General features: G+C 57.4%; 19 protein-coding genes and 1 tRNA gene. 4 read left to right on the top strand and 16 right to left on the bottom strand.

All coding sequences use genetic code 11. The features are described 5' to 3' along the window. Window positions 1–82 precede the first annotated feature (82 nt). Window positions 83–2,185, top strand: coding sequence for an LPXTG cell wall anchor domain-containing protein (locus tag QP503_RS08295; RefSeq protein ID WP_285101585.1), 2,103 nt, complete (start codon window positions 83–85; stop codon window positions 2,183–2,185). 450 nt (window positions 2,186–2,635) lie between these two features. Here the strand turns inward: QP503_RS08295 and QP503_RS08290 are convergent, their stop codons facing one another. The 4 genes from QP503_RS08290 to QP503_RS08275 all read right to left on the bottom strand — a co-directional run bounded on the left by QP503_RS08290 (window position 2,636) and on the right by QP503_RS08275 (window position 5,550). Then, entirely contained in the window at window positions 2,636–3,226 is a 591-nt protein-coding gene (locus QP503_RS08290) for a 50S ribosomal protein L25/general stress protein Ctc (protein ID WP_103632358.1), read from the bottom strand. A gap of 164 nt (window positions 3,227–3,390) precedes the next feature. After that, on the bottom strand, window positions 3,391–4,362 hold the full coding sequence (locus tag QP503_RS08285) for a ribose-phosphate diphosphokinase (protein ID WP_285101583.1): 972 nt from the start codon (window positions 4,360–4,362) through the stop codon (window positions 3,391–3,393). A gap of 37 nt (window positions 4,363–4,399) precedes the next feature. Continuing rightward, window positions 4,400–5,440 (bottom strand): bifunctional UDP-N-acetylglucosamine diphosphorylase/glucosamine-1-phosphate N-acetyltransferase GlmU, encoded by a 1,041-nt coding sequence (locus tag QP503_RS08280; RefSeq protein WP_006680898.1) that lies wholly within the window; start codon window positions 5,438–5,440, stop codon window positions 4,400–4,402. 39 nt (window positions 5,441–5,479) lie between these two features. Next, window positions 5,480–5,550, bottom strand: a tRNA-Gln gene (locus tag QP503_RS08275). Between the two features lie 122 nt (window positions 5,551–5,672). On the opposite strand from QP503_RS08275, the gene QP503_RS08270 reads away from it, so the two are divergent. From QP503_RS08270 to QP503_RS08260, 3 genes are read left to right on the top strand one after another with little or no spacing between them, the layout of a single operon-like run. Further along, window positions 5,673–6,308 carry a TetR/AcrR family transcriptional regulator gene (locus QP503_RS08270; RefSeq protein ID WP_040318374.1) on the top strand — a complete coding sequence of 212 codons (636 nt, stop codon included), beginning with the start codon at window positions 5,673–5,675 and terminating at the stop codon, window positions 6,306–6,308. Further along, window positions 6,305–6,838 carry a MarR family winged helix-turn-helix transcriptional regulator gene (locus QP503_RS08265; RefSeq protein ID WP_285101580.1) on the top strand — a complete coding sequence of 178 codons (534 nt, stop codon included), beginning with the start codon at window positions 6,305–6,307 and terminating at the stop codon, window positions 6,836–6,838. The genes QP503_RS08270 and QP503_RS08265 overlap by 4 nt, the downstream gene beginning before the upstream one ends. 2 nt (window positions 6,839–6,840) lie before the next feature. Continuing rightward, window positions 6,841–7,155: a DUF4298 domain-containing protein gene (locus QP503_RS08260; protein WP_285101579.1), complete on the top strand. Its 315-nt coding sequence runs from the start codon at window positions 6,841–6,843 to the stop codon at window positions 7,153–7,155. Here the strand turns inward: QP503_RS08260 and QP503_RS08255 are convergent. The 12 genes from QP503_RS08255 to QP503_RS08200 form a co-directional block, all read right to left on the bottom strand. Then, window positions 7,130–9,172 carry an ABC-F family ATP-binding cassette domain-containing protein gene (locus QP503_RS08255; RefSeq protein ID WP_285101577.1) on the bottom strand — a complete coding sequence of 681 codons (2,043 nt, stop codon included), beginning with the start codon at window positions 9,170–9,172 and terminating at the stop codon, window positions 7,130–7,132. The two genes, QP503_RS08260 and QP503_RS08255, sit on opposite strands and share 26 nt — an antisense overlap. Next, on the bottom strand, window positions 9,173–10,153 hold the full coding sequence (locus QP503_RS08250; RefSeq protein ID WP_103632354.1) for a 4-(cytidine 5'-diphospho)-2-C-methyl-D-erythritol kinase: 981 nt from the start codon (window positions 10,151–10,153) through the stop codon (window positions 9,173–9,175). Continuing rightward, complete coding sequence (rsmA, locus tag QP503_RS08245; protein WP_103632353.1) at window positions 10,146–11,237, bottom strand: 16S rRNA (adenine(1518)-N(6)/adenine(1519)-N(6))-dimethyltransferase RsmA; 1,092 nt, start codon at window positions 11,235–11,237, stop codon at window positions 10,146–10,148. Before rsmA ends, QP503_RS08250 begins: the two co-directional genes overlap by 8 nt. A gap of 105 nt (window positions 11,238–11,342) precedes the next feature. Further along, window positions 11,343–12,797 (bottom strand): aggregation-promoting factor C-terminal-like domain-containing protein, encoded by a 1,455-nt coding sequence (locus tag QP503_RS08240; RefSeq protein ID WP_141089619.1) that lies wholly within the window; start codon window positions 12,795–12,797, stop codon window positions 11,343–11,345. A 206-nt stretch (window positions 12,798–13,003) separates the two neighbouring features. Continuing rightward, window positions 13,004–14,128, bottom strand: coding sequence for a resuscitation-promoting factor (locus tag QP503_RS08235; RefSeq protein ID WP_006680890.1), 1,125 nt, complete (start codon window positions 14,126–14,128; stop codon window positions 13,004–13,006). 217 nt (window positions 14,129–14,345) lie between these two features. Continuing rightward, entirely contained in the window at window positions 14,346–15,254 is a 909-nt protein-coding gene (locus QP503_RS08230) for a TatD family hydrolase (protein WP_103632350.1), read from the bottom strand. 1 nt (window position 15,255) lies between these two features. Beyond that, window positions 15,256–16,695, bottom strand: coding sequence for an alpha-amylase (locus QP503_RS08225; protein ID WP_103632349.1), 1,440 nt, complete (start codon window positions 16,693–16,695; stop codon window positions 15,256–15,258). Between the two features lies 1 nt (window position 16,696). Beyond that, a complete protein-coding gene (locus tag QP503_RS08220) occupies window positions 16,697–17,359 on the bottom strand; it encodes a DJ-1/PfpI family protein (protein WP_103632348.1) in 663 nt (220 codons plus the stop codon). 26 nt (window positions 17,360–17,385) lie between these two features. Continuing rightward, window positions 17,386–17,568: a hypothetical protein gene (locus QP503_RS08215; RefSeq protein ID WP_285069498.1), complete on the bottom strand. Its 183-nt coding sequence runs from the start codon at window positions 17,566–17,568 to the stop codon at window positions 17,386–17,388. A 37-nt stretch (window positions 17,569–17,605) separates the two neighbouring features. Continuing rightward, window positions 17,606–19,447 (bottom strand): cation:proton antiporter, encoded by a 1,842-nt coding sequence (locus tag QP503_RS08210; protein ID WP_103632347.1) that lies wholly within the window; start codon window positions 19,445–19,447, stop codon window positions 17,606–17,608. Window positions 19,448–19,599: 152 nt separating this feature from the next. Further along, window positions 19,600–23,286 carry an efflux RND transporter permease subunit gene (locus QP503_RS08205; protein WP_285101573.1) on the bottom strand — a complete coding sequence of 1,229 codons (3,687 nt, stop codon included), beginning with the start codon at window positions 23,284–23,286 and terminating at the stop codon, window positions 19,600–19,602. Between the two features lie 426 nt (window positions 23,287–23,712). Continuing rightward, on the bottom strand, window positions 23,713–25,044 hold the full coding sequence (locus QP503_RS08200) for a galactose-binding domain-containing protein (RefSeq protein WP_103632345.1): 1,332 nt from the start codon (window positions 25,042–25,044) through the stop codon (window positions 23,713–23,715). Window positions 25,045–25,225 lie beyond the last annotated feature (181 nt).

Here is a 25,225-nt window from a genome sequence, read left to right as displayed (position 1 = left end):
TTGACTGACACGGCGAGGTAAGTACAATTTTTGTAAGATATTTCCACCGCGATTTTCCCGCAAAGAAAGAGAGAACACCGCGTTGAATATTAAAACAACCAAATGCTTAGCTGCAGCACTATCACTGGGTATCGGTTTCACGGTTGCCACTCCGAGTGCTTTCGGAGCCATTAAACCAGCACCGGACTCCACCCCAGTTTCTTCGACCGATACGAAGACTTCCTTAACCCGTGAGCAGCTACAAGCTGCTATTAAAGATGCTGCAAACGAAGCTGCTCAGGCTAAGAAAAATCTTGATGAAAAGACTGCCTTATTGAATGAGGCAAAGAAGACATATGACAAGGCCGTTTCGGCAGTAGAAGCCAAAGACGCCGAAGTTAAAGATTTGCAAACGCAAATTGCAGATTTATTGCAGAAAAAAGAAAAAGCTGAAAAAGCCGTTCAAGCCGCAGAAGATAAGTTGGACAAAGCTATCAAGGACTCTGGTGCTGCTGACGAGCTTAAGAAGCTAGAAGAGGCTCAAAAAGTAGCTGCAAAAGAGGCTGAGGAAGCGGCTACAGCCGAGCGTTCGGCACAACAGAAGCTAGAAAAAGCTCAGCAAGAGAAGAAGCTAGCCGATGAAAAAGTTGCTGAGCTTGAAAAAGAAGTTCTCTCAGCTACCAAAAAAATTGATGACGCTAAAACCCGGTTGAGCCAGCTTGAACAGGAACAAAAAACGCTCAAGGAAACCATTGAGCAGTTACAGAAAAATCACCCGAATATTGATAGTGACTTGCAAAAAGCAAAAAGTCAACTAGACGAAGCTGAGAAAACCAAAAAAGAAAAGGAAGCATTCCTTACTGAAAAGACCAACGAGTATAACAAGCTCGTAGAAGAGGCAGTATCCGCTAGGTCCGCAGTCCAAACCCTGGAGAAGGAGTTGGAAGAAAAACGGGCTGCCCATGAGAAGCTTAAGGAAGAGAACAAACAGAGCCTTCAGGAAATTAACAGGCTTGAAAATACGAAAAATACATTCCAGGCTAATCTAAAGCAGAAACAACAAGAAGTTGCGTCTTTTGACGAGGATGTCAAGCGGGCACAATCAGAGTATGAAGAAGCGCTAGCCGAAGACAAGAAGCATTCTACCGCCGAGACACAGAATAAAATTAAGAATGCTGAAGAGAAAAAACAGCGAGCAGAAAAGCAGAAGGAGTCAGCCGAAAAGGAAGCTGATGCCCTAAAAGCTGAGGTTAATGCTTTGGAAGAAAGAATTCCTACCTTAAGGAATGAACTTCTGAAAAAGGAAGTTGAAAGAGGAACTCTAGAAGCTGACATCAAACAACTTGATCAAGACCTTCAGACGAAAACGCACACTGCCGAGAATCTCTTCCAAAAAGCAGACGAAGCCGAAAACGTCCAAAAAGAAGCTAAAAAGCAAGCTGATGTTGCCACAAAAGAGTACGAGAACAAAAAACGTACTGCGGATGAGCTAGAGGCAGTTGCAAACAAGCTAGAAAAAGCCAAGCAAGACGAAAAAGAAGCTACGCAGGAAAAGCAGAAATTCGAAGGGCTACTAGCTGAAGCCCAAAATAATCTGAATTTGGCGACGAGCAACAAGGAACAGGCCCAGAAAAACGCTGATTTGAAGGATAAGCAGCTTCAACAAGATCAGGAAGCTGAGGAAAAAGCCAGGGAGAAAAAGCGAGCTGCAACAGATAAGCTTTCCCAAGCGAATTCTGATTTGAAGAATGCCATGGACAAGGATGCGTCTGTTGCCTCCGCCAACGAAGCGCTTCAGGCAGCGAAGCTGAACTTGGCCGAAGCCCGGGAAACTTGGGAAGCTAAGAACGAGGCGTTAAAACAAGCGCAGCAGAACCTATCTGAGCTGAGAAAAGCTGAAGAAACTGCTAAAGCTACTCTTGAATCTGCCACATCAGAATTTAACAAAGCTAAACAATCTAGCGAAGAACTAGAGCGCAAGTTAGCTGAACTACGCGCTCAGCTGCAGGCTATGAAAATGCTTTCTGAGGCTACAGACCCGTCTGGTGCGCAGAAGAATAATTCGAATAACAAGCGCGACAGCCAACAGCCAAAGGCAAAACAGCTTGCGAATACCGGCGCAGACATCACCCTATTACCCGTGGGAGCAGGTATCGCTTTGCTAGGCATTGGCCTCGTTGGAGCTAGAAAACGCCGAGCTGAATAGGAAAGGGTGGATTAAGTCAATCTGATCTGTAATGCATCAATCTGTATTGACCATCACTGATGGACAATAACTGCCAGATCCAATACAACTGTTAGATCTGGCGATAGTACAGGGGCATACACAGAACGTAATCCGCAGCGGATACATCCAAGAGGGGGCGGCTCGTACTACACAGTATGAGCCACCCCCTCTTATTTATGGCAAGTCCGTATTATTCGGGCATTAGACCTTCGGATCCCTACACATCCGCAAAGGCTGGGCAGGACACTAAACCACTCCAACACGCCCGGAAAAAACACACAATTGGCATTAGCCCCAAAACTAGACACCCGCCACCTGGGGCCGCACCTTACCTCGGCAAAGATCCGCTCCACGCTCCCCTGGACACAGCAAGGCGGGCGAGCCGCACATACGACCCGCCCGCCTTGAAAGAAAACGCTACGCGCTAGTTCACTCAGCGTCGCCTTCGGCTTCTGCCGGAGCTTCTTCTTCTTCAGGTTCTGCAGCGAGCTCGGAGATAATGACGACATCCTGCTCAGCGTCGAGTTCACACTCAACGTTGGCCGGCAAAACCAGGTCGGAGACGCGGACAACGGTGCCAGCTTCGAGGCCGGTCACGTCAACCTCGATAGCCTCGGGGATGTCGGTTGCCGGGGCCTTGACGGCCACGGTGTGCTCTTCGACGTTGTGGGTGGTGCCGGGGGCTGCTTCGCCGACGACGACGATTGCGACCTCGACGTCAACCTTTTCGCCAGCCTTGACGGCTAGGAAGTCAACGTGGAGCAGGTTGCGCTTGACCGGGTGACGCTGAACGTCTTTGACAAGTGCGAGTTGCGACGTGCCGTCGATCTTGAGCTCAACAAGAGCGTTCTTGTTGCCACGAACGATCAGGAACAGGTCGTGTTCCGGAATGTCAAGGTGGGTGGTTTCGCCGTGGCCGTAAACAACGCCCGGAACCATCTGCGCACGGCGAGCGCGACGTGCGGCGCCCTTACCGAACTCGGTGCGGGTGGTGGCGACAAGGATCGGGTTATCGCTCATAAGAAATGTCCTCCTGAGTATGTAGGTTTCACGCTCAAGCGTCGAAGAACCCAGGCAGGACCGGCAAAGATCCGAAAGGCCCTGTCGATAACGGCGGAATACAGAAAACCGCCCTCGCCGGAGCAACTCAATCAGAGTACCCGACGAGGGCGGTGAAAAGCGAGTCAGTCGAACAGTGATGTGACCGATCCGTCGTCAAAGACCTCGCGGATGGCGCGTGCCAACAGCGACGCGATCGACAAGATGGTCAGAGTCGGGAAGCGCTTCTCGGGCGGAATCGGCAGGGTGTCGGTGACGACGACCTCGGTTGCTCCACATTCGGAGAGGCGGCGCGTTGCCGGATCAGAGAGGATGCCGTGCGTTGCGGCGATGATGACCTTCTTGGCGCCGGCGTTGTTGAGGACCTTGACGGCCTCGGTGATCGTGCCAGCGGTGTCGATCATATCGTCGACCAGGACACATTCCTTGCCTGCAACTTCACCGACGACGCGGTTGGCGATAGCAACGTTCGGGCGGGTGGTATCGCGGGTCTTGTGGACGAATGCCAGCGGGCAACCGCCGAGCTTCGAAGACCACTTTTCGGCGACGCGAATACGGCCAGCGTCTGGGGACACCATGACGGTGTTGGAAAGGTCGAGGCGCGAACGGACGTAGTCAACCAGAACCGGCATTGCGAAGAGGTGGTCGACCGGGCCGTCGAAGAAGCCCTGTTCCTGCGAGGCATGCAGGTCGACGCTCATGACGCGGTCAGCGCCGGCGGTCTTGTACAGATCAGAGACCAGGCGAGCCGAAATCGGTTCACGACCCTGGTGCTTCTTGTCCTGACGCGAGTAGGGATAGAACGGCGAGACAGCGGTAATGCGTTTTGCTGAGGCACGCTTGGCAGCGTCAATCATGATGAGCTGTTCCATCAGCCACTTGTTGATGTCGCCCGTGTGTGACTGGAGGACGAAGACGTCTGCGCCGCGAACGGATTCATTGAAGCGGACGTAGATTTCGCCACTCGCAAAATCGTAGGCGGTCACTTGCGAAAGCCCGCACCCGATTTCTTTGCCAACCTCTTCGGCAAGTTCCAAGTGCGCTCGACCCGAAACGAGGACGAGGCTCTTCTCTCCACTGGTGACCAATCCGCTCATGCGGCGTTCCTCCCCTTGCTTAAAGAACCCGGATCGGTCAGTCCCGACTGGACTGTCCGATGACGCTGAATGGTGTAACCATCGTATCGGGTGCAACCGATACGTTGGACACGCACGCGTTGTGGATAACCGCACGATTCCCGACAATCGCGGTATCAAGGGTCGCTGAGGGACCGATCTCACACTCGGATCCGATCACCGTCGCACCACGCAACACGGTTCCTGGCCAGATTATTGTGTCGTTTCCGATCTCAACATCAACGCCGATCCACGTGGAATCGGGGGCGATGATGGAAACGCCTTCGCGCATGTGCTTTTCGCAGATGCGTCGGTTGAACTCGGCGCCGAGTTCTGCAAGCTGCACGCGGTCATTGCACCCCTGTGCTTGCCATTCATCGAGAAGTTCCATAGCGCCCGCACGCTTTCCAGCGGGGGCGGCTGCCGCGAGGACGTCGGTCAGGTAGACCTCACCCTGATCGTTGTTGGTTCCCACGTTGACGAGGGATTCGCGCAGGTAATCGGCGTCGAATGCGTAGATACCGGCGTTGATTTCGTTGATGAGAGCCTGTTCTTCGGTGGTGTCACGCTGCTCGACGATGGCGGTCACACGACCACCGGCATCGCGAATAATACGACCGTAGCCCGTGGGATCATCGACGCGCGAGGTCAGGACGGTGACGACATTCGCCTGTTCGATATGGGCATCGACGAGGTCTTTCAGGGTCTCGGTGCTCAGCATGGGGACGTCGCCGTAGGTGACGACAACAATGCCGTGAATCTGGCCAACCTGGCGTTCCAGCTCTTCCAGGCCGCATTGAACGGCTCGTCCTGTGCCGGGGATTTCATCCTGATCGGCGACGATAGCGGTGGGGCTGACGCGCTTAATTTCAGCTTCGACAAGGTCACGCTGGTGGCGCACAACAGCAACCAGGTGCGTGGGGTTCAGGCCTTCGCCTGCTTTCAGGGCATGTCCAATCATGGACCGGCCGGCGACGGGGTGCACAACCTTGGGAAGAGAGGACTTCATACGAGTGCCTTGACCTGCGGCGAGGACAATGACAGCTGCAGGAACGGTCATGATTTACCTTCCAAAATCGTGGCGGTGACCCACTTGTAGCTCCGCCCCCAGGACTCGAACCCGGACCAAAGGCACCAAAAACCCATGTGCTGCCGTTACACCAGGGCGGAAAACGCCTTTTGATTCTGCCATATGTACCCCTTGCTGTGCCACGTCGGCCGGGTACAAAAGGCTCGTTCGCGCCACACCTCACACCTACCGCGTGACCCGATTCAGATGACATACTGACCGTATGAGTGAAAAACGCACGCGAATGAGCGGGTTCGAACGGCGCGAACAGCTAGTTGAGATTGGACGCTCACTTTTCGCTCAAAAAGGCTTTGATGCGACGAGCGTTGAAGAGATCGCATCGAAGGCAAAGGTGTCGAAGCCGATCGTCTATGAGCACTTCGGCGGCAAGGAAGGCCTGTATGCGGTCATCGTGGACCGTGAAGTTCAGGCGCTTGTGACGAAGCTTCACACGTCGTTGGAGTCCAGCGCCAGGCCTCGTATCCTTCTAGAAAACGCAACACTTGCCCTGTTGGACTACATCGAATCGCACACGGACGGCTTCCGCGTACTGGTTCGCGACGCACCCACCGATCGCACGCAGGGCTCATTCTCTTCCGTGCTCGGCGATGTCGCGTCGCGCGTTGAATACCTGTTGGCCGAACAGTTCTCGCACACGGACATCAACGCGAACCTCGCTCCCCTGTACGCGCAGATGCTGGTCGGACTCATTGCGCAGGTTGGACAGTGGTGGCTGGACGATCGGCGAATGAAGAAGGACGAGGTCGCCGCACACGTTGTAAACCTAGTCTGGAACGGCATTCGCAATATGCGTCCCAGCCCCTCGCTGGTCGTCCGATCGGAGGATTGTGTGCAATGACTTCAGCTGATCGCGCTTCCTGCCCGACGCACGAGACGCACGATGAGGTCGCTCGCATTGTCGAAGCGTGGACGAACGAGCGCCCAGATCTGGATCCCACGCCGATGCTCGTTCTGTCGCGAGTGACTCGTCTGGCCAAGCACCTCGACCGCGCCCGCCGAGCCGCATTCTCCGACCACGGCTTGGAAACGTGGGAATTTGACGTTCTTTCGTCCCTGCGTCGCGCAGGGGAACCCTATGTGCTGAGTCCGGGTGATTTGATCGCCGAGCACTTGGTGACAAGTGGCACGATGACGAACCGTATTGACCGCCTGCAGGAGAAAGGCCTGGTCACGCGTTCTTCCGCGCGTGAAGATCGTCGCGTCGTTCAGGTGAAACTGACCGAGGAAGGCAAGACGAAGGTTGATACCGCGCTTGCGTCCCTACTCGATTCTGAACGTGGAATCCTGGCTCCTCTGTCATCTGGCGAGCGCGAGAAACTCGCTGATCTTCTGACAGTTCTACTGGCCCCCTTTGAAACTAAAGAATGACTGTGACTCGCGAATCTGAAGCGTTGGAGCGCCTGCACCACATGGAAGAGCGCTACACCGAAGCGTGCGCGCTGATGGATCAGACAGAAGGTGCGCTGGCCAGTATTGAGACACTGGATCAGACAATGATTCCACTGATGGATCAGTATTCGTCGTCGTGGATGAACAACCGTGAGGTCGCAATCGAAGCAGGTGAACGCCTTGGCGTGATCGACGAAGACGAAGTGTGGAACCTCTATAGTCGCCAGTGCGCCCTCATGGCCAAACTATTGGCGGATTCCAGCCGTTTCTTCACCAACGATCTGCTGGGCGACTGAGCTCTTCGTCCTCATCGGTGGCTAAGTGCTGACGGTGCCTGGGCTGAGTCCTGATGGTCGCTGAGTCCTGGCCGTCAGCTCCCAACTCATCCAACAGTTCCGCCGCTTCCAGCCACGCCATTTCAAGTTCATCGATCTCGTCGAGAATCTGGCGATGTTCGGCTGCCACCTGTGTCAGTTCATCGACCAACGAGGCATCCGTGGCAACGCGGGCACCCAAATCGGCGAGGCGATCAGACAGTTTTATTTCCGAGGCGCGCAGTTTTTCGAGTTTACGTTCGATACGATCGGCGTCTTTCTTCGCCGCCCGGCGAGCGGCGGCGTTAGAGATGGTCGGGGCGGCCTCGTTCCCCGCGGAATTCGAAGCAGAATTGCCCGCGGACTTACCTGTCGAATTCCCGGATACATTCGCCGACGTTGCCCCTGCATTACTGCCAGAAGTCGTAAGCCCCAGCCCCTCTTCGCGCATGGCGAGATACTGTTCGACACCACCGGGCAGGGCGCGCAACTTTCCATCGCCGAGCAGTGCGACCTGGTGGTCGGTGACGCGCTCCAGCAGGTAACGGTCGTGCGAAACGACGACGAGCGTGCCCGGGAAGGAATCCAGCAGGTCTTCCATCGACGCCAGAGTATCGGTATCAAGGTCGTTCGTCGGTTCGTCAAGCAGGAGCACGTTCGGTTCAGCCATCAGCAGGCGCATCAGCTGCAGGCGACGGCGTTCACCACCTGAAATCTCGCTAATTCGCGTGTAGGCGCGCTGACGGGTAAAGCCCATGCGTTCCGTCATCTGTGCGGCACTGACCTCGCGCCCGTCGACGATCGAGGTCTGCGCGACCTCGGCGACGGCTTCGACGACTCGCATATCCGCGAGCGCATCCAGTTCATGCGTATCCTGGGACAGCGTGGCCACTTCGACGGTTTTACCGCGCTTGACGCGACCGGAGTCAGGCTGGATGTCTCCGCGCAGCAGGTTCAGCAGAGTTGTCTTTCCTGCACCGTTGACACCGACGATGCCGACTCGTTCGCCAGGTGCGAGGCGCCAGGTGACACCGTCAAAGATGATGTTCGCCTCGCCGTTCGGGCGCGTGAATGCGATCGAAACATCCTCAAGGTCTAGGACGTCTTTGCCCAGGCGCGCGGTCGCCATTTTCACCAGTTCAACGGTGTCGCGCGGTGGTGGCACGTCGGCGATCAAGGCTTCTGCGGCAGCAATGTGAAACTTCGGCTTTGATGTGCGCGCGGGCGCGCCTCGACGCAACCACGCGAGCTCTTTGGTCAGCAGATTCGCGCGCTTTTGGGCAGCCACATCGGCTTGGCGGACACGTTCGGCGCGGGCCAGCGTATAGGCAGCGTACGAGCCGTCGTAGATTTCGACGTGGCCAGCGATCTGTGGGCGGTCGCCACCCGGGTCGACTCCGGCGACGACTTCCCAGATGTGCTCGCACACGGTGTCGAGAAACCATCGGTCGTGCGTGACAACCAGCAGAGCACCATTCGCGCCGGGCTTCGCGAAGCGCGCGTTCAGGTGACGGGCCAGCCACGCGACGCCTTCAACATCGAGGTGGTTCGTCGGCTCGTCCAAGCAGACGATGTCAGATTCGGTGGCGAGTACTCGGGCAAGTGCAACGCGACGCCTCTGCCCACCCGACAGGGTCCCAATCAGTGCGCGCGTGTCGATGTCGGACAGCAGACCCGCGTGGATGTCGCGGATCGTTGCGTTCGAGGCCCACTCGTATTCTTCAAGCCCGGGGTGGACAGCGTCGACAACACTCATCTGCGGGTCGAGCGAATCCACCTGATCCAACACAACGATGCGGACACCGTCGCGCTTGGTGATGAGGCCTAAGTCCGGTTCCTGAATCCCGGCCACCAGGCGTAGCAAGGTCGACTTTCCAGCGCCGTTCGGGCCAAGAATACCGACGCGCGACCCATCAAACAGGCTGACGGTGACATCATCGAGCAGTTTGCGTGATCCCGCCATTGTGGCCAGGGATTGCGTTCCTAGAAGGTGAGCCATTTATGCGTTGTCCTCGTGCTCAATCATTGCGCCACGCGCGGCACCCCACGTCGTCAACACTGCGGAGACGGCGGGGAGCTGAGCGAGTTCGTCGGCGATGCAGTGGGCGTCTTCCGCGCTGGTGGCAAGGGCGGCGATTGTCGGGCCGGATCCGGAAAGAATCACGGCCAGGGCGCCAGCATGACGCGCGCCAGCAATCGTCTTAGCCAGTTCGGGGCGCAATTCAAGTGCCGCTTCGGTCAGGTCATTGACGAGGCAGGGCGCGGCTTGCTCGGCAGAACCTGTCAGTAGAGCGCCCGCTTCATCACTGAGATCTTCAAGAAGCTCCCACGTGCCTCCAGGCCCGCCCATCTGGTCAAGCTGATGGAAAACAGCAGGTGTTGATAAACCCCCGTGCGCCAAGGCGATCGCCCAGTGGTGACGCGGTTCGTCTGAACCGTCGGCAAGCAGACTCATATGGTCGCCTCGACCTGTTCCCAGCGCGATGCCACCGGTCAGGCATGCGGGAACGTCAGCCCCCAGCGTTCGTCCCATCATTTCAAGCTGATCGCTGTTGAGGCCCAGCTCCCAGAGTGCATTGCAAGCGACAAGCGTCGCGGCAGCATCCGCGGAGCCACCGGCCATACCGCCAGCCATCGGCAGATGCTTTTCCACGTGGATCTCAATGCCGGCAGCCGTGTGTCCCCACGGCCCCATCGCAGCAAGTTTCTGCAGGCTACGTGCAGCTTTGACGCACAAGTGGTTTTCGGGATCCAACTCCGCCATTGCAGCAGTCGTCGCTTCATCAACCCGACCGTTAGACAGGTACGCCGTTGTTGTCACGTGAATACCAAGACGGCGCGACGTGCGAACAGTGACTGTCTCGCGCATATTGAGCGCTTCAAAGACCGTGACCAGCGGGTGATATCCGTCCTCGGTGGGGTGTCCCACGCGAAGAGTCAGATTCACTTTGCCCGGAGCACTCGCCCTCACTTCACGCATCAGCAGAATCCTGCTGTTGAGCGAGCGCCGACTCCGCCCCATTGTCAGCGCCAAGGGCTGCAGTGGAGGCGGCCTGATCTATTGGGGAAGACCCCACGGACTTGCCTGTACGAGGATCGACGCGAGCAGCCAGCACCCCACACGCACGCAGTTCGAGGACCGCGCGACCAAGGCGCACGAATTCTTCAATACCGAGTGCTTCACCGCGGGCGGTCGATTCCACTCCGGCAACGTCCAACAGCGCTTCGGCGGCAGCTGGCGAACCCGCCCACGTCTTCAACGCAGCGCGGAGAGTCTTACGGCGCTGACCGAACGCCACATCACAAACCTCGAAGGTTGCTTGACGCAGGTCTTCATCGCCACGAGGCTCGCCATCGCGGCGCAAACGAACCAACGCAGAGTCCACGTTCGGAACCGGCCAGAAAACACTGCGACCGATCGTGCCCGCACGCTCAGCCTGACCGTACCAGGCGACCTTCACCGACGGCACGCCATAGGTTCGCGACCCGGGGCCTGCAGCCAAGCGATCAGCGACCTCAGACTGGACCATGACAAGAACATCCGTCAGCGTCGGGAATCTCTCTAGCATCGCCAGAAGCACCGGAACAGCAACGTTATACGGCAGGTTCGCGACCAGCTTCGTCGGAGGTGGCCAATCCACACCAAAGTCAGCAACACCGTTGATCTTCGTCGCATCCGCGTTCACCACGTGGAAACGATCAGCGGCTTCAGGCATACGAGCAACAACAGTCTGCGGAAGAGCTCGAGCCAGTGGCGGATCAATCTCGACCGCCCGCACGCGCGCACCGGTCTCCAAAATCGCCAGCGTCAGCGAACCAAGGCCGGGGCCAACCTCAATGACCTCGTCCCCCGCTTCCACACCACCGGCGCGAACGATGCGACGAACCGTCCCAGCATCGTGTACAAAGTTCTGCCCCAAAACTTTCGTCGGGCGAATACCGAGCGCATCGGCAATCGCTTTCACTTCAAGCGGGCCAAGCAAGCCGGTTTCAGACGGCTGGACGCCCTCTGGAAGAGTCGGATCCAAGCGAGTATTCGGGGTGCGGGTACGAGATCGAGTCACCCTGTCATTCTACTGGTCAGGCAGGCTGGACCGCGGTGCGGAAAGTGTGCGCTAGGTTGCGCTCGCCATGCCAATGAACGGTGCCCGCACAATTCACGCGGAGGATTAGTACCAGCCGACAGACTCAGAATGAGCCCATGCACCACACGGGCTCTGGTAGCGACCCTTGATATACTTCAGACCCCACTTGATCTGGGTTTCTGGGTTGGTTCGCCAGTCGTCACCCTCGGACGCCATCTTCGAGCCGGGAAGCGACTGCGGGATACCGTAGGCGCCCGAGCTCACGTTCTCTGCTCTGGGGTTCCAATGAGATTCGCGAGTCCACAACTTGTCAAGGCACTGGAATTCACTGATGTCCCAGCCAAAACTGACCACCAGTTCCTGGGCAATGCCACGCGGATCGCCAGCAGCATAGGAAGCGACGCTGACACCGTACACGGACGCAGCGCGAGCCTTCGCACGATCCGTCGCGCTTTCAATCGATGCAATAACAGCGTTCACTTCGTCTTCGGTAGAGATCGTTCCAAGCTTTGCCGTGTATGCGGTGATCGAGTTGCCCGCACTGTCCACGGTTGTCTCCAACGTGGCCTTCGGGTCGATTCCGGCGATAGCAAGCGCCTGAGGAGTCGCTTCCTTTGTACCATTCGACCTGACCTGCGCGGTGGGAGCGGTTGTCACCAATTCACTGATCACGGCGAAAAAAACGGGCCTGCCGTTTACTCTTTCCTGCCATTGCTTCTGAGCAGCAACGCCTTGAACACCCGCTTGGGTAATCTTCGATTCACCCTTGAACAGGTCCGCAGACTCTTGGGTGGTTTCGCTGAATTCAACGGGGATATCCACATCAACGTATCCGCGAGTCACGCGGTCCACGTTAATTTTCATCGAGCGATCAGGCCGGACACTCACGTTCAGGCGGTCATTGGGAGTCAACTGGACTCCAGCCTGCGCGACGATGTCATCGGGACGCTGTTCAGGAGAGACCTGAACCGTAGTCTGCTGACCGTCAGCCTGAACCGTGATGTTCTGCGAACGCTCAACAATCTTCGTCACATCTTTCCTGACAGACCTACGATCCACCGCAACGGCAACATCGCTACCAAGGGATGATGAACTGACAAGAAGAGCCTGAGCGGAGGAAGCGGTCGACCAAATCGTCGTCGGCGTCCCATCAACGGTCAGCTTGTATTCCTTCGCGGTACGCACGATGATCGTTCCCCCATCGGGAGCAACCGTGTTCAACGACGGCTGGATCAGATCGTGTTCACCAACCGCGACACCCGCGCGCGCCAGAACCGACGAGACGCTTCCACCCCACGTCGTAATCGGCTGAGAAACCCCATCGACTTCGAGCGTCAGCTCGGCGCGAGACGACATCATTCCGCCTCCAGCAACAACCGCCATCGTCGCAGACGCCAACCATGCGGTGGCAACGACTGTTTTGCGCGTTGGGTTTAATCCGCCCAGGAAAGCACGGGTGGGGTGCAGGACGGTTTCAGAAAGCATCGAACGTGAAATCACGAGGTCGGTAGCTCCTTGAGTGGAATGTGAGTAGTTCACCAGTGTCCACGGTACGTGATTCCGGGGGCACTGCACAGGTGAACAGGTGCAAGGTGATCCTTTACACCCCACTTATTTTAAGAAAGTCAACGCTCACCCGCGGCGTGTTGAGAATCAACGTCACCCAGCAACGTGGATTCTGTTGTCACTCAGGCAGAATCTGTCAGTTCAGACCCAATGACCGGTTAGTACAGGCGCGTCACCTGTCAGTACAGGCCCATTGCTCGAGTGCACGACGGCCACTGACCCCAGCCTGCACGCGCCTGCAGCGCTTGAGCTCGGGCAGTTTGTTCTTCAGCGGACGCGTTGGACGGAAGCCCCGTACCACCAACTGACCGCCAGGTCGACAAGGTGAACTGGTAGAGACCGTAGTATCCGTTGCCCGTGTTCGTTGCCGGATTACCGCCCGACTCACACTGCGCAAGGGCTGCCCAAACACCAGAAGAATCAGCAGACAGTGAGTATGCGCTTCCAGCGCCGGCAGAAGCGGCAGCGGTTGAAGCGGTGCGCTCCTTGGTTCCCTTGGCAACGATCTCGCTGGTTGCCTTGGTCTTGGTTTCAGAGATCACACGGTTCACGGTGACCTGCCCGTCGACTGTTTCGCGGAACAGCTTGCGGGTGATAGAGCCGTTCACACCGGCCTGAACGACCGAGGTTTCGCCCTGGTAGAGGGTGTCGTCTTCACGCTCTTGGGTCGAGTAAGCAACCGCCTCGGTTTCGGTGACGGTTTCTCGGCTCACTCGGGTGACCTTCAACGTGGTCTTACCTTCGCTGAAGATGTAAGAGAAACGATCAAATTCGCCGAGCCTGACACCAGCATCTGCGAGAACCTTGTCAGCTCCCTTACCGGACGCGGTGATTTCGGTTTGTGTGCCATCAACGTCAAGGATGATCGGCGTACCGTCGGTAACAACGGGCATTTCAGAACGCAGTTTGGAACGATCCGCAGCCAACGTAATCGTGGACTCGCTGTTGATGGAGTCCAAGACGCCGTCGATGCTGTCGGCGGTCGACCATGCAGTCAGGTCTTCACCGTCAATGTTCACCGCGTATGCGGAGGCCATGCGGACTACGATCATGTCGCCGTCGTGGACGCGAGTTGAGGTCGCGGGAGCAACAAGGTCGTGCTCGCCAATATTCACACCTGCGGATTCAAGAACATCGTCAACAGTGGTGTAGAAACCTTCGACCGGCAGTGAGACACCGTCGAGTTCGAGGGTGACCTGATGATGAGCAGAGGCAACTCCGCCCGCGGCGATTCCCACCATTGCAAGGGCAAGCGCGGACGCGCCAGTGATGACGGTTCGTTTACTCGGGTGTGAAATGTTCACGCGGCTCCAGACTTTGAAGGTTCCGCTCGGGTGACTCGATGCGTGCATCGTGTGAGCCGATAACGGACTAACACACTTACCGTAACCGTTTTGTTATCTGCGTGCGTCAGTTCGTGTCTATCTTCACGAAACAAATTAACGAGGTTCATCACCGATCTTGATGCCTCATGGGACGAAGCTAGCGCGTTCTCAACCGCCAAAAAGGCGTACCCACCCCCTACTTTCCGTAGACTCTGAGCGAGTTTTCCATCAATCGACGGCAGGCCTCTTCTTCACTGGCTTCCCAAAGATCCGCGATAAATCGGACGGTGTGAGCCATCACGTACGAAGAGTTTGGCGAACCACGATGTGGGACGGGTGTCAGGTAGGGAGCGTCCGTTTCGACAAGAACAAGTTCGCGGGGCATCCGGAGAAGCCCCTGGCGAAGGTGATCATTGGCGGGATACGAAATGGGGCCCGCGAACGATGCATACCAGCCATTCTTTGCCAGGATGTCTGCCAGTTGCCCATCTCCGGAGAAGCAGTGAAAGACAATCAGCTGATCTGCGCGCGCCACGTCATCAAGGACGGAAACCGTGTCATCGTGAGCGTCACGATCGTGAATCTGCAGGGGCAGGCCGGCTCGCTCAGCCATCTGAATGTGGGCGGCAAACGATTCTTTTTGCGCTTGCTTACCTTCGTCTGCGGTACGGAAGTAGTCCAACCCGCTCTCTCCGACGGCGACGACCGTCGGATCACTTAAACGTCGTTCAACTTCTGACAGCGCTTCGTCAAGGGGAATGTGATGATCGCGTTGAGTCGGGATTAAGCCGTCGGGTGACGGGACCTGGACTCCAGCGTGAAGAGCGGCTTCGTTGGGGTGGATCGCCAGCGAAACCTGGACACCTTGGAAGGATCGAGCGATCTGAATCATCGGATCGAAGTCAGGGAGCTCGCAGGCAGAGGAGACCTGGCGGGTGATATTCACCGATCGAGCACGCTCAATCTGTTCTTCAAGGGACAGCTTCACACCGTCAGCTTTCGGAATTTCGCCCTCATGGACGGGAAGGTGCGTGTGATTATCCATGACCGGCTCTGCCAGCGGAGCCGGGACCTCTGGCCATGTGCGAGGACGTCGTTTACCCACGTCAAACCCCCTTCGGAGAATAGACGGACAATCCGGAATCTGGAACCGGGAACAAAGCAGAACCATCGTCACCGATCTGGACGGGTTCACATCCGCCGATCACGCACTCCCAGATCTGACCGGCATGATGAGCACCCACATTCAGAGTCTTTGCGCTTTCACCAGAATCGGAAATAACAACAGCAACACCGTCACTAGCGTCATCCATCTGCCCTTGCCTCGCCCAACCGACCACGTGAGAATCGTCGAACGCATCCCACTGGACACCGTACGCGCGCGTCTTACGCATCTTCATCAGGGTTTCTAGTCCTTCAACCGGAGCAATAGGATGCTCACCTTCAGCCCCGAATAGGTCGGCGTGGAATACACAGGGGTAGCCGGCCTCGCGAAGAAGAATCAGCGCATAGGCTGCGGGCTTGAACCAACTATCGACCGGCGACGCCAGCGATTGACCATCCTGAGTATCATGATTCTCCACAAATGTGACTGCCATCGTGGGGTCCGCGTCCACCAGCGTGCCGTTGAAGATTCCGCCCATGTCGAAGGTACCGTTGGCGCGCGACGCGTGGTGGAAGTTGAAGTGAAGCGGGACATCAAACAGGCTCAGTCGGCGATCATCACCGATGAACGACCGCAGTTCACCAAGGTCAGCGCTCCAGTATTCGCCGACCGTGAAGAGTTCCTTGCCAGAAACATCACGCATGCGGTCGAGCCATGCCATCGTAAAGTCGCGTCCCATGTGTTTCAACGCATCCATGCGCAGGCCGTCAACCCCCGTTGTTTCGAGATACCAGGCTCCCCATTCGACCAGGTGATCCATGACTTTGGGATCGGTCAAGTGGACGTCAGCGCCCATCAGGTAGTCAAAGTTACCGAACTCGTCATCGACGTTTTCGTTCCACTTTTTACCCTCGAACAGCCAGAGCCCCTTGCGCCCAGTCGCTTCATCCCAGTCAGTCCCGTGAAAACACGTCCAGTCCCATTCAAAATCCGAGTACGTGCCAGCACGACCTGGGAACGTGAATCGCGTCCAGACCTGGATCTGTTCAGGGTTGCCGACTTCAATGGTGCGATTCTGCTGATCAATCGGGGTTGCGGTCACCGTTTCTGACGCGTCTGCACCCATCTTGTGGTTGAGAACCGTGTCTGCAAGCACGTGGATCCCGTAATCATGCAAGGCCTGGATAGTCCCCACATATTCTTCGCGCGTCCCATACTTCGTGCGAACAGCGCCCTTCTGGTCAAACTCCCCCAGATCCCACAGGTCATACACGCCGTATCCGACGTCATCAATGCCCGCCTGCCCCTTATATGCTGGAGGCAACCACACGGCGCTGACTCCCAGGTCAGACAGGTGCTGCGCCTGATCAGCAATCGAACGCCAAAGCGAGCCGTCATTGGGCACGTACCACGAAAAACCCTGCAACAAAGTGCCGTTCATGTCAGTCGCCCTGTTTCACGATCGCGATTTCAACCGCCTTGGCAGCCTCTTCGCCCAGCAGATGGTTCACGAGGCTCAGACCAAGCTGGATAGCCGTCCCCATTCCGCGCGACGTGAACACGTTATCGTCCACGACAACCGAATCGGTCAGAGCGCGCGCCCCGCCCACTTCGAGATCCTTCATAAAGCCCGGGTTCGCCGTCGCGTTTCGCCCGTCGAGGAATCCAGCGTGAGCCAAGACCGAAGGAGCCGCGCAGATCGCAGCGACAGGCTTGCCGAAGGCGATGCGACGAGCAATCTCTGCCTGAATCTTCATGTTTTCTTCAAGGTTCACGGTGCCCGGCATGCCTCCGGGCAGGAACAGCACGGTGTATTCAGACAGGTCCGCGTCATCAAGATGCAGGTCACACACCAATGTGATGCCGTGCGACGACGTGACGGACAGGGAACGGGTAGGCGACAGCAACGACGGCGCGCTAGCAAAAGGATTGGAACGAGGTTCTTCTACGGCCTGACTGTCTGATGCCGGAACGGCAATCAGGTCAGCGCGCACGCCCGCCCGATACAGGCAGTCGACGACCGCGAGCGCTTCCACTTCCTCTAGTCCGGGCGCGATGAGGACGCCGACGGACGCGTCGGTTGTGACAGTGGTCGGGGTTGGCATGAGGACCTCCTAATAGCTTTCTGCCTTCAAGTATCGCGCTGACCATGGACGAATTCACTGACAGCAAGCGTGAAACTACCTACTGCCCCGCGTCTACGCGCCAAATGACTTGCTTCGCAGAGCCTCGACGGGATCTTCACGCGCGGTTTACGCGATGGGACGATGCCGACGACCACCGTCGGGCGGACGGAGATAGTGATCAGGATCATCGCCGCACTCACGGGAAGTTGCGCATGATCGACAGGATCAACCGATGTTGAGCATGATTTCTTCTTGGTCCAGGCGCTCCATTGCCGTTTCGAGGGCGGCGGATGAGAACACGCCTTCATTACGTGCTTCGAGCAGAGCCTGACGCTGTTCGCGGATCGCTTCGAGGGCAAGGACTCGCATTTGTTCGATGGTGAGGGCACCTTGCTCGGGATTCATGTCCGAACTGGGGTTTACGGGCACCGGGTCACGCCCATCACTTTCACTAGTGGAGGCAGTTTCTGATGCCCCCTCTGCGACGCTCGCTTGGACGATGGTTGCTCCGATCACCCCACCGAAAGGCATGGGTGTCTTAAGAGCGGAAGGATGCAGGGCCTCGGCCAGAGCACTCTCTTTAAGCGAGGAATGCATGAGGTGAAGAAGGTGCTCGCGTTCTTCTTCATTCACTGTATCTGCAGCCATCTGAGGCTTTACCAAGCGGATCACCCACGGCAGGGTCAAGCCCTGCAATGCCAACGAACCGCCGGCTACGACCAGTGCGATCAGCAGGAGGACGTTACGCATCGGGGTCGCGAAAGGCAGAGTTTGGGCGGCCGCAAGTGTGACGGCACCTCGCATGCCTGCCCACACCAGAATCGACCCTTCGCGCACGCCCAAGGGCTGGGCGTTGAAGTATTCCAAGTCGTTTCCGCGACGCCTCTGCTGGCGCCAGCCACGTTCAACCCTGCGGTGCCACCGTTCAACAGCCGCATTCCATTGCTCGGGGCTCATGTTTCGGGCTTCAAGAAGCTCAGGATCGACATCACTCGCGTGCGCCAGGCGCTCTTCATGCAGACGCAGACGTTCTTCGTCACGTTCCATTCGCGCGCGAGCATGCGATTGACTGTGGTTCAAGAACGCCAAGAGGGGCGCGAGGAAGAGGACGCGAACACCAACCGCGATGAGGCCAAGAAGCAGGGCGAGGAGCAGGGCATATCCAACGCCGATCTGGCCTTCCTCAACTTTCTCGAAGATGCCGAAAGCTTGGATCCCCATAATCAGGAAGACGAAGCCTTCCAAGACCAATTCCACCGTGTGCCAGTTCTGCTGGGAAAACCGCCTGTTCAGAGCAGGCATGCGCACGTTGCGATTGTAGGAAACGATCAAACCTGCAACGACGGCCGCGACCAAGCCTGAACCACCCAAGTGTTCAGCGGGGATCGAGGCAATGAACGGCATCGCAAACGAAAAAACGGTGTCTGCTGCGGGCTGTTTAATCTTTGAACGCATGCGGCTACCAACTTCGCCTACCACCCAGCCAACAGCAACGGCGGTCAGTAGCGCGATAACAAAATCGCTCAGCAGGTACGCGGGGTTGAGGGCATCGGCGTCACCCAGAAGTGCAGCCGACGTTGCCGACGACACCAGGACAAGGGCCGTCGCGTCATTAAACAGGCCCTCGCCCTCCAAGATGGTGATGATGCGTGGAGCGACACCCTGTTTCTTCACAATCGATACGGCAACCGCGTCAGTCGGCGAGAGCACCGCGCCCAGCGTGATTGCCCACGGGAGCGAAATAGCCGGGACCAGCCAGTTCAAGACACAACCGACGACCAGAGCGCTGATGATCACCAAGCCGATCGCAAGGGCTGCGACCATTCTCAGTTCGCGCCGAAAATCCATGATTGGCATCGACACTCCGGCCGCGAACAGGAGCGGGGGCAAGATGACTTCGAGGATCAGATCGGGTTCCAACTCGATCGGATCAACCCATGGTAGAAAGCCGATTGCGATGCCCAGTGCAAGCAGAATCAGCGGTGAGGCCACGCCGATTTTCTGCGACACCTGCGCAGCAAAAGCGATAGCGATCAACGCGACAACGGCAATCAGCAGGGTGTTCATACCCGCATTTTATTGAAGGGGTCGCGGGTTTTCTCGCCAGTCTCAGCGCCGGTGGTTCTGAGCGCAGGCACTTTTCAGAGCATATGACTGCGAGTGCAGATGATCGTGAGTACGAGGATTATCAGCGCACACGGGCATCAGCGCGATATTTATCAGCGCAGACGCTCACGACCTGCGAAGAACCTATCCCCCAAAGCAAGTAACGCCGGCAGGACAAAGATAATCAGCGCGGACGCACACAATGCGCCGATCGAAATGGTGCGACAGATCTGCGCGATCGTCGGGTTCTCAAATAGGAAGCCAAGAATGCCGGTCACGAGGATCATGATTGACCCGGACGTTGCGATCGTGTGCATCGAATTGTCGTATGCGCGAGCCAGTGCATGCCGGATATCAAGTTCTTTCCGACCCTCGCGATACTGGCTTGTCAGCAGGATGCCGTAGTCGATCGTCGCACCCATCAAAATGCACTGCACCATCAGCTGGGCCAAATAGTAATTGTCGTATCCCTGCAGTCCGATCGTGGCGATCGTCAGGAAAACGCCGCACTGAACCAGCAGAACCAGTAGCAACGGAACCGACAGCGACAGGAAGGTCAGCGCGACGACAAGGAAGATTGAGCCGGCAGTTAGCCACTGGATCAGACTCATTTCCGAATCGAAAGACGACTTGAGCTCGTGCACCAACACCGAGTTGCCGACCAGGTAGCAGTTCCCGCCCAGATCCTCCGCGCACGCCGATTCCAGTTGGCCGATCAACGCTTCGGTCGCATCGGATTCTTCAGGCAGGGTCGTAGTGATGACCATCCGTGACCAGGTGTCCCCGACCAGTTGAATTCTGGCCTGTCGGATCTGGTGTGATGCGTCGGTGATTGCCGTGCGCATCTTGTCGTCGATGAACGAAGAAAAGCGCGCATCATCCAAAATCTGCGTATTCAGCGTGTCCACCAATTGCGCGATCGATAGTGTCTGACCAGCGGTTTCACCCCGATCTGTTGCCGTTTGCGCGCCGTGAATCAGGTAGGCAAGCACGACGTGATTCGTATCGAGCGAGCGACTTGAAGCGGTCAGCGCCGAAAGCTGTCCCAGCAGGCTTGTCATCTCAGTTGGGTTCAGCTGACTGTCATCAACGACAGCGCGCATGACCTGACGCAGGGCACTCAGCTGGCTCACCTGGCTTTCACTGAAATTCCCGGACGTTTGAGGGTCGTACGCCATCGTGTCGAGGATGAAGCTCACGGCGTCATAGGCGCTCATATTCCACGAACTCGTATCGCCGTACATCGAGGTGCGGAGCAGGGAAAGCTGACGAACTTGGTTGGCGTCCATGCCAAGGAAACTCGCCAATTGCCTGGGCGTAAAGTAGGTGCCCGCAACCGAAGCATCGATGATCGAATGCAAGGTGGAGACCTCGGCTTGCTGTTGTTCTGACAGAGACGAGTCATTCGCCAAGTCAGAGGCAATCGTCTGCGGAGTGTAGAGCCAGTCGGTCGCATGGGCGGGCGAGTCCGCAATCGCAATGATCACCTGAAGCTGAGCCGAGTTCATCGACACGATGGACGCGAACGTTGACAGTGGGATCTGCTGACCGGACACGGCAAGGGAAGCGATCTGATACATCTGCTCGATGCCCGCTTTTTGGTCGTCGGTCAGAGAGCCCGCCAGCGGAGATGCTTCTCCCGCCTGGACCTGCGTGTTCAGGAAATCGATCATCTCCCACGGGCTGGCCGTAGTCGCGGTTGCAGGGTCGTGCCCCGAAAGCGTGGCGCGCATCGCAAGGATCTGCCCCACTTGTTCGGGCTCCATTGACAGGAACTGAGCCAGCCCCTGCGCATCCATCGGTGTAGCGAGCGTTGTGGTATCAGTCAATGCCATCAGGCTTGCCAGCTGCGCTGACCTCTCCCCCATTTGGGCACTGACCTGCGGTTCGTTTGTTGCAACCGCGTTGAGCGCTTCAACATAAGCCCTCAGTGTTCGCGAATCGTTCGCGTACTCCCCCGTTTCAGCTTTCTTCTTCGCGTAGAGCAGGCGCACCTGCGACGAATCAACCCCCAGCAGATTCGCCATCTGTTTGAAAGAAATCGGAGTGGTCATCGCCTGAGCATCGGTGAAACGTTGCAGGTTTTCCGCTTGAGCCCGCGCATCACCACTGACCATGGGCGCGTATTGAGTGTTCGGCACGTCGTTGACGATGAAGTCAGCGAACTGGCCAAGCGTCATCGAATCGGCCGAAATATTTGGGTTCGAGATCGCGTGATACAGGTAGATTCCGCGCGCCTCGGATTCGCTCATCCCCAGGAAGTTCGCCAAATCTGCGGGGCCTCGCACCCCCAGCAGAGCATCACGGTCAAGATAGGGCTCCAGCTGCGCCAGCGAATTCAACGTGTCTTCATCCGTGCGTGACACGATCAGCCGATTATTGCGAATGAAAGAAATGAACGCCGGCAGACTCATACGCTCAGTTGCCTGGCCGTCATGCGCTAAGAAGTAGACCAGAGACAGCATGTCCGAGTCGAAACTCAGGTCCTCACTCCCCATTTCGCTCAGGGCAACAGACATATCGTCGACAAAACGCTGGCGTCCGATCGTCGTCGGTTGAGACATGACAGAGCGAACCCCATCAGTATCGGAAATACGCTCAGCTAGCTGGCCCGCAATCGCATCATCGCCATTGCGATACAGAAGAACAATCGAGTTTTCCTTCTCGAAAACATCCGCAATCGGATCCGCCTTCGCCAGCGTGTACGCAACCGGCGCGCCTCCAGCCATCACGCCACCGCCAGCGAATAAAGCAATGAAGGCGACGAGGATCGGAATACGAGCTTTATATTCGAACCGTGCAAGAGGATGAAAGTTTGCCCGAAGATAAGGCTTCGCGGTCTTCTCAATCGCCCTATCGCACCACAGGATCAGCGTCGGCAGAATCGTAAACACGCTCACCATCGACAAGAACACACCCTTGGCCAAAGCAATACCCAAATCCATGCCGATCAGCAAAGACATGAAACAGAGCATCAGCAGGCCAACAACCGTGGTCATCGACGAAGAAACGATCGACGAAAAAGCCCCCCGAATTGCGCGCACCATCGCCTCTGGGCGCGACCCATCAGGCGTCTTCTCCTGGCGGTAGCGATTCATCAGGATGATCGAATAATCCATGGACAAGACCAGCTGAAGGATCGCTCCGATCGTGAAAGTCACATCTGCGATCGACCCACGAATCAGGTTCGTCCCCAAATTCAGGACAACGGCCATACCTATTGTGACCAAGAACAGAATCGGCTCAAGCCAGGACGCGCACATCGCAAACAGGATCAGTGCAAGCAAACCAACAGCAACCATCACGATCCACAATGGAAGCTCTGAGGTCGGTGACGGGTTATCCGACTCAATCAACGCACCCTTGATCGCGAATTGATCGGTGAGTGCCTGCTGGATCGCCGCGTCTTCTGCCGACCCATAAGCATGCTTGGACTCAACAATGAACAGAGTGTGATCACCCTGGTGATAAATCCCGTCTGAATCCTCAGTCCGAGCCTCGTACCCCACCGAATCAACATTCGGGATCGTCTGAAGCTTCGCCAAAGTCGACTCTTCTTCGGAAGCTGTCAGGCCGGTGAACATGACGCGCGTCGACGACGTGTCCATGGAGCCGGGGAACTCAACCTCCATGATGTCGGTGCCGGCACGCATCTGGGAGGTCGCGGGCAGGAACTCCACCATGTCATTGATAACGCCAACCCTGGGAGTCAAGACAGCGCACACACCGGTCGCCACCACCATGATGACAAAGATCAGATGGCGGAACCTCACCAAGAAATTGGCACTTGCGGTCAGCACTGACGACTCCGTTTGCTCCATTACATGCGGATTTTTACACGGTACCTGGTGGCGTGTCCGACACGCTAGAGAATCCGGGCAGGTGAGGGCTCGGTTGACGGGCTGAGCCTACGCCCGATGCTACACCTCGCCTCAGGACAACCGCGGCGCGATGCTGTGGCCACCTGAATCCACTTCCACAATCACCACACACCCACTCAACCTGCGAGAACCTCCCACCCATCACACAAACCAACCTCCCCGAACAGTACAGTGAGTGGCGGCCTCCGCCTCCAACACGCGTGTGGCGGCTTTCTCGACCTTTGGCGGGTCACAATGCTCTGTTCTGCACCGCCAAACACTCACAAATCTGTCAATGCTCCGCGCATGACGAAGCGGGTCGCCCCGAGGGGCGACCCGCTCACGCCGTTTTCTGCGACTACTCGCTCAGCTCCTGCGCTTGGCGCGCGTCGAAACAACGGCTCCAGTCGCGGCAAAGAGCGCGGCGAGAGCCATAAGACCCGCCACATCGGCGCCGGTCTTGGCAAGCCCGCGGCTCTTGGCCGTTGCGGCCTCCTTGGTCGTTGCGGCCTCGATGAGGAAAGGCACCTTGACGCTGACCCCGGTCGCCGCATCGGTGAGAATGATCTCATGGGATCCGATCGGCGTCGTCGCGGGAATCGTGTACGAGAAGCGCACGACTCCGCGCTCGTCCGCGACTGCGGTACCAATCGTGATCGGATCGGAGTGGAGAACCGCGCTGATCTCGTGACCGGCAGTGAAGCCCGTTCCTACGATCTCGATGCTCTCGCCGATCTTCGCGGTGCTCTTCTCGAGGGTAATGGTTGGCCCGGGGTTCGGGTTTGGCCCGGGGTTCGGGGCGGGCTCTGCGGCCTTCAGCTTGAGCTCGACGATCCCGGACTCGACGGTTCCGGCGGAGTTCTCCGCGAGCAGGCGGATCTGGGCACCGTCGGTGCTGGGAGTGACCTTGATCGACGTGGCCCGGCCAGTGTCGCCATCGAGGTTAACCCACTGGTCCAAGCCCTTCTCCTTGATCTGCCACTGCAGATCCGGGGCGGGATCGCCCGTCACATCGGCCGCAAGGTTGAGGGTCGTCCCCTCGGGTGCGGTGATGGTGCGGAACTGATCGTCTCCCGCTATCTCGACCTTATCCATGTCGTCCGACTCGATCGAAATTGGCGAGATGTGCGGTGCTTCTCCGTTAACGATCTTTTCACCGAAGACCTCGACCTCTGCGAGCGCAAGCTGGGTATAGGGACCCGGCAGGATAACGCGCACATGACGCGCCTGGAAGCCGCCGAAATCGACGCTCGACGGGAAGCCACCAACGCCGTTGACCTTGAGTGCCTTCACGCCATCGGCAAGCGGGCCGTTCGGATCAAAGTTGGACGGTAGCTCCTCGCGGGAGGCGACGACCCAGAAGTCCTTCAGGCTCTCATAGCAGGCCCCCTTTTGGCAGGGGTCGCGGTCCGAGCGATTCCAGACGTTGACGTTCGAGAGCGCGAACTCTTCGCCGAGGTCAACCTGCCACCACGGGTTGGTCGCATAGTTAGTGTGCGAGACGGAACCATTGTCGAAGACTCCATCGGTTATACCGTCATTGGCGCGCGAGGCGGGGGCGTACCAACCGGTCGAAACCTGCGTCGCTGTCTTGCCGAGCGCAAGATTCTCTGGAGCCGCGAGGGTCGGGGATACTGCGCCCGCGAGCGCGAGTGCTGCAACCGTCGCCCCACCCAAAATAGTTCTCGTGAAGTTCACCTTCTTACCTTTCGAAATGCTTCTCGCCAATGAACTCTGTCGTCGGCCGACCCTTATTGAGGCGCTCCTACGATAGTGGTTATCGATCGATTATTACATTGTTTGAAAGAAGAATCACATGTTACTCACACTTACCCCTAGGTGCACTGTTCGAGGTGGTTGATTCATTGTGTGATGGGCG

Source organism: Pauljensenia sp. UMB0895, from assembly GCF_030218905.1.
Lineage (GTDB): Bacteria > Actinomycetota > Actinomycetes > Actinomycetales > Actinomycetaceae > Pauljensenia > Pauljensenia turicensis_A.
The sequence above is the reverse complement of the archived record's forward strand: the minus strand, read 5'-3'. Positions and strand labels throughout refer to the sequence as shown.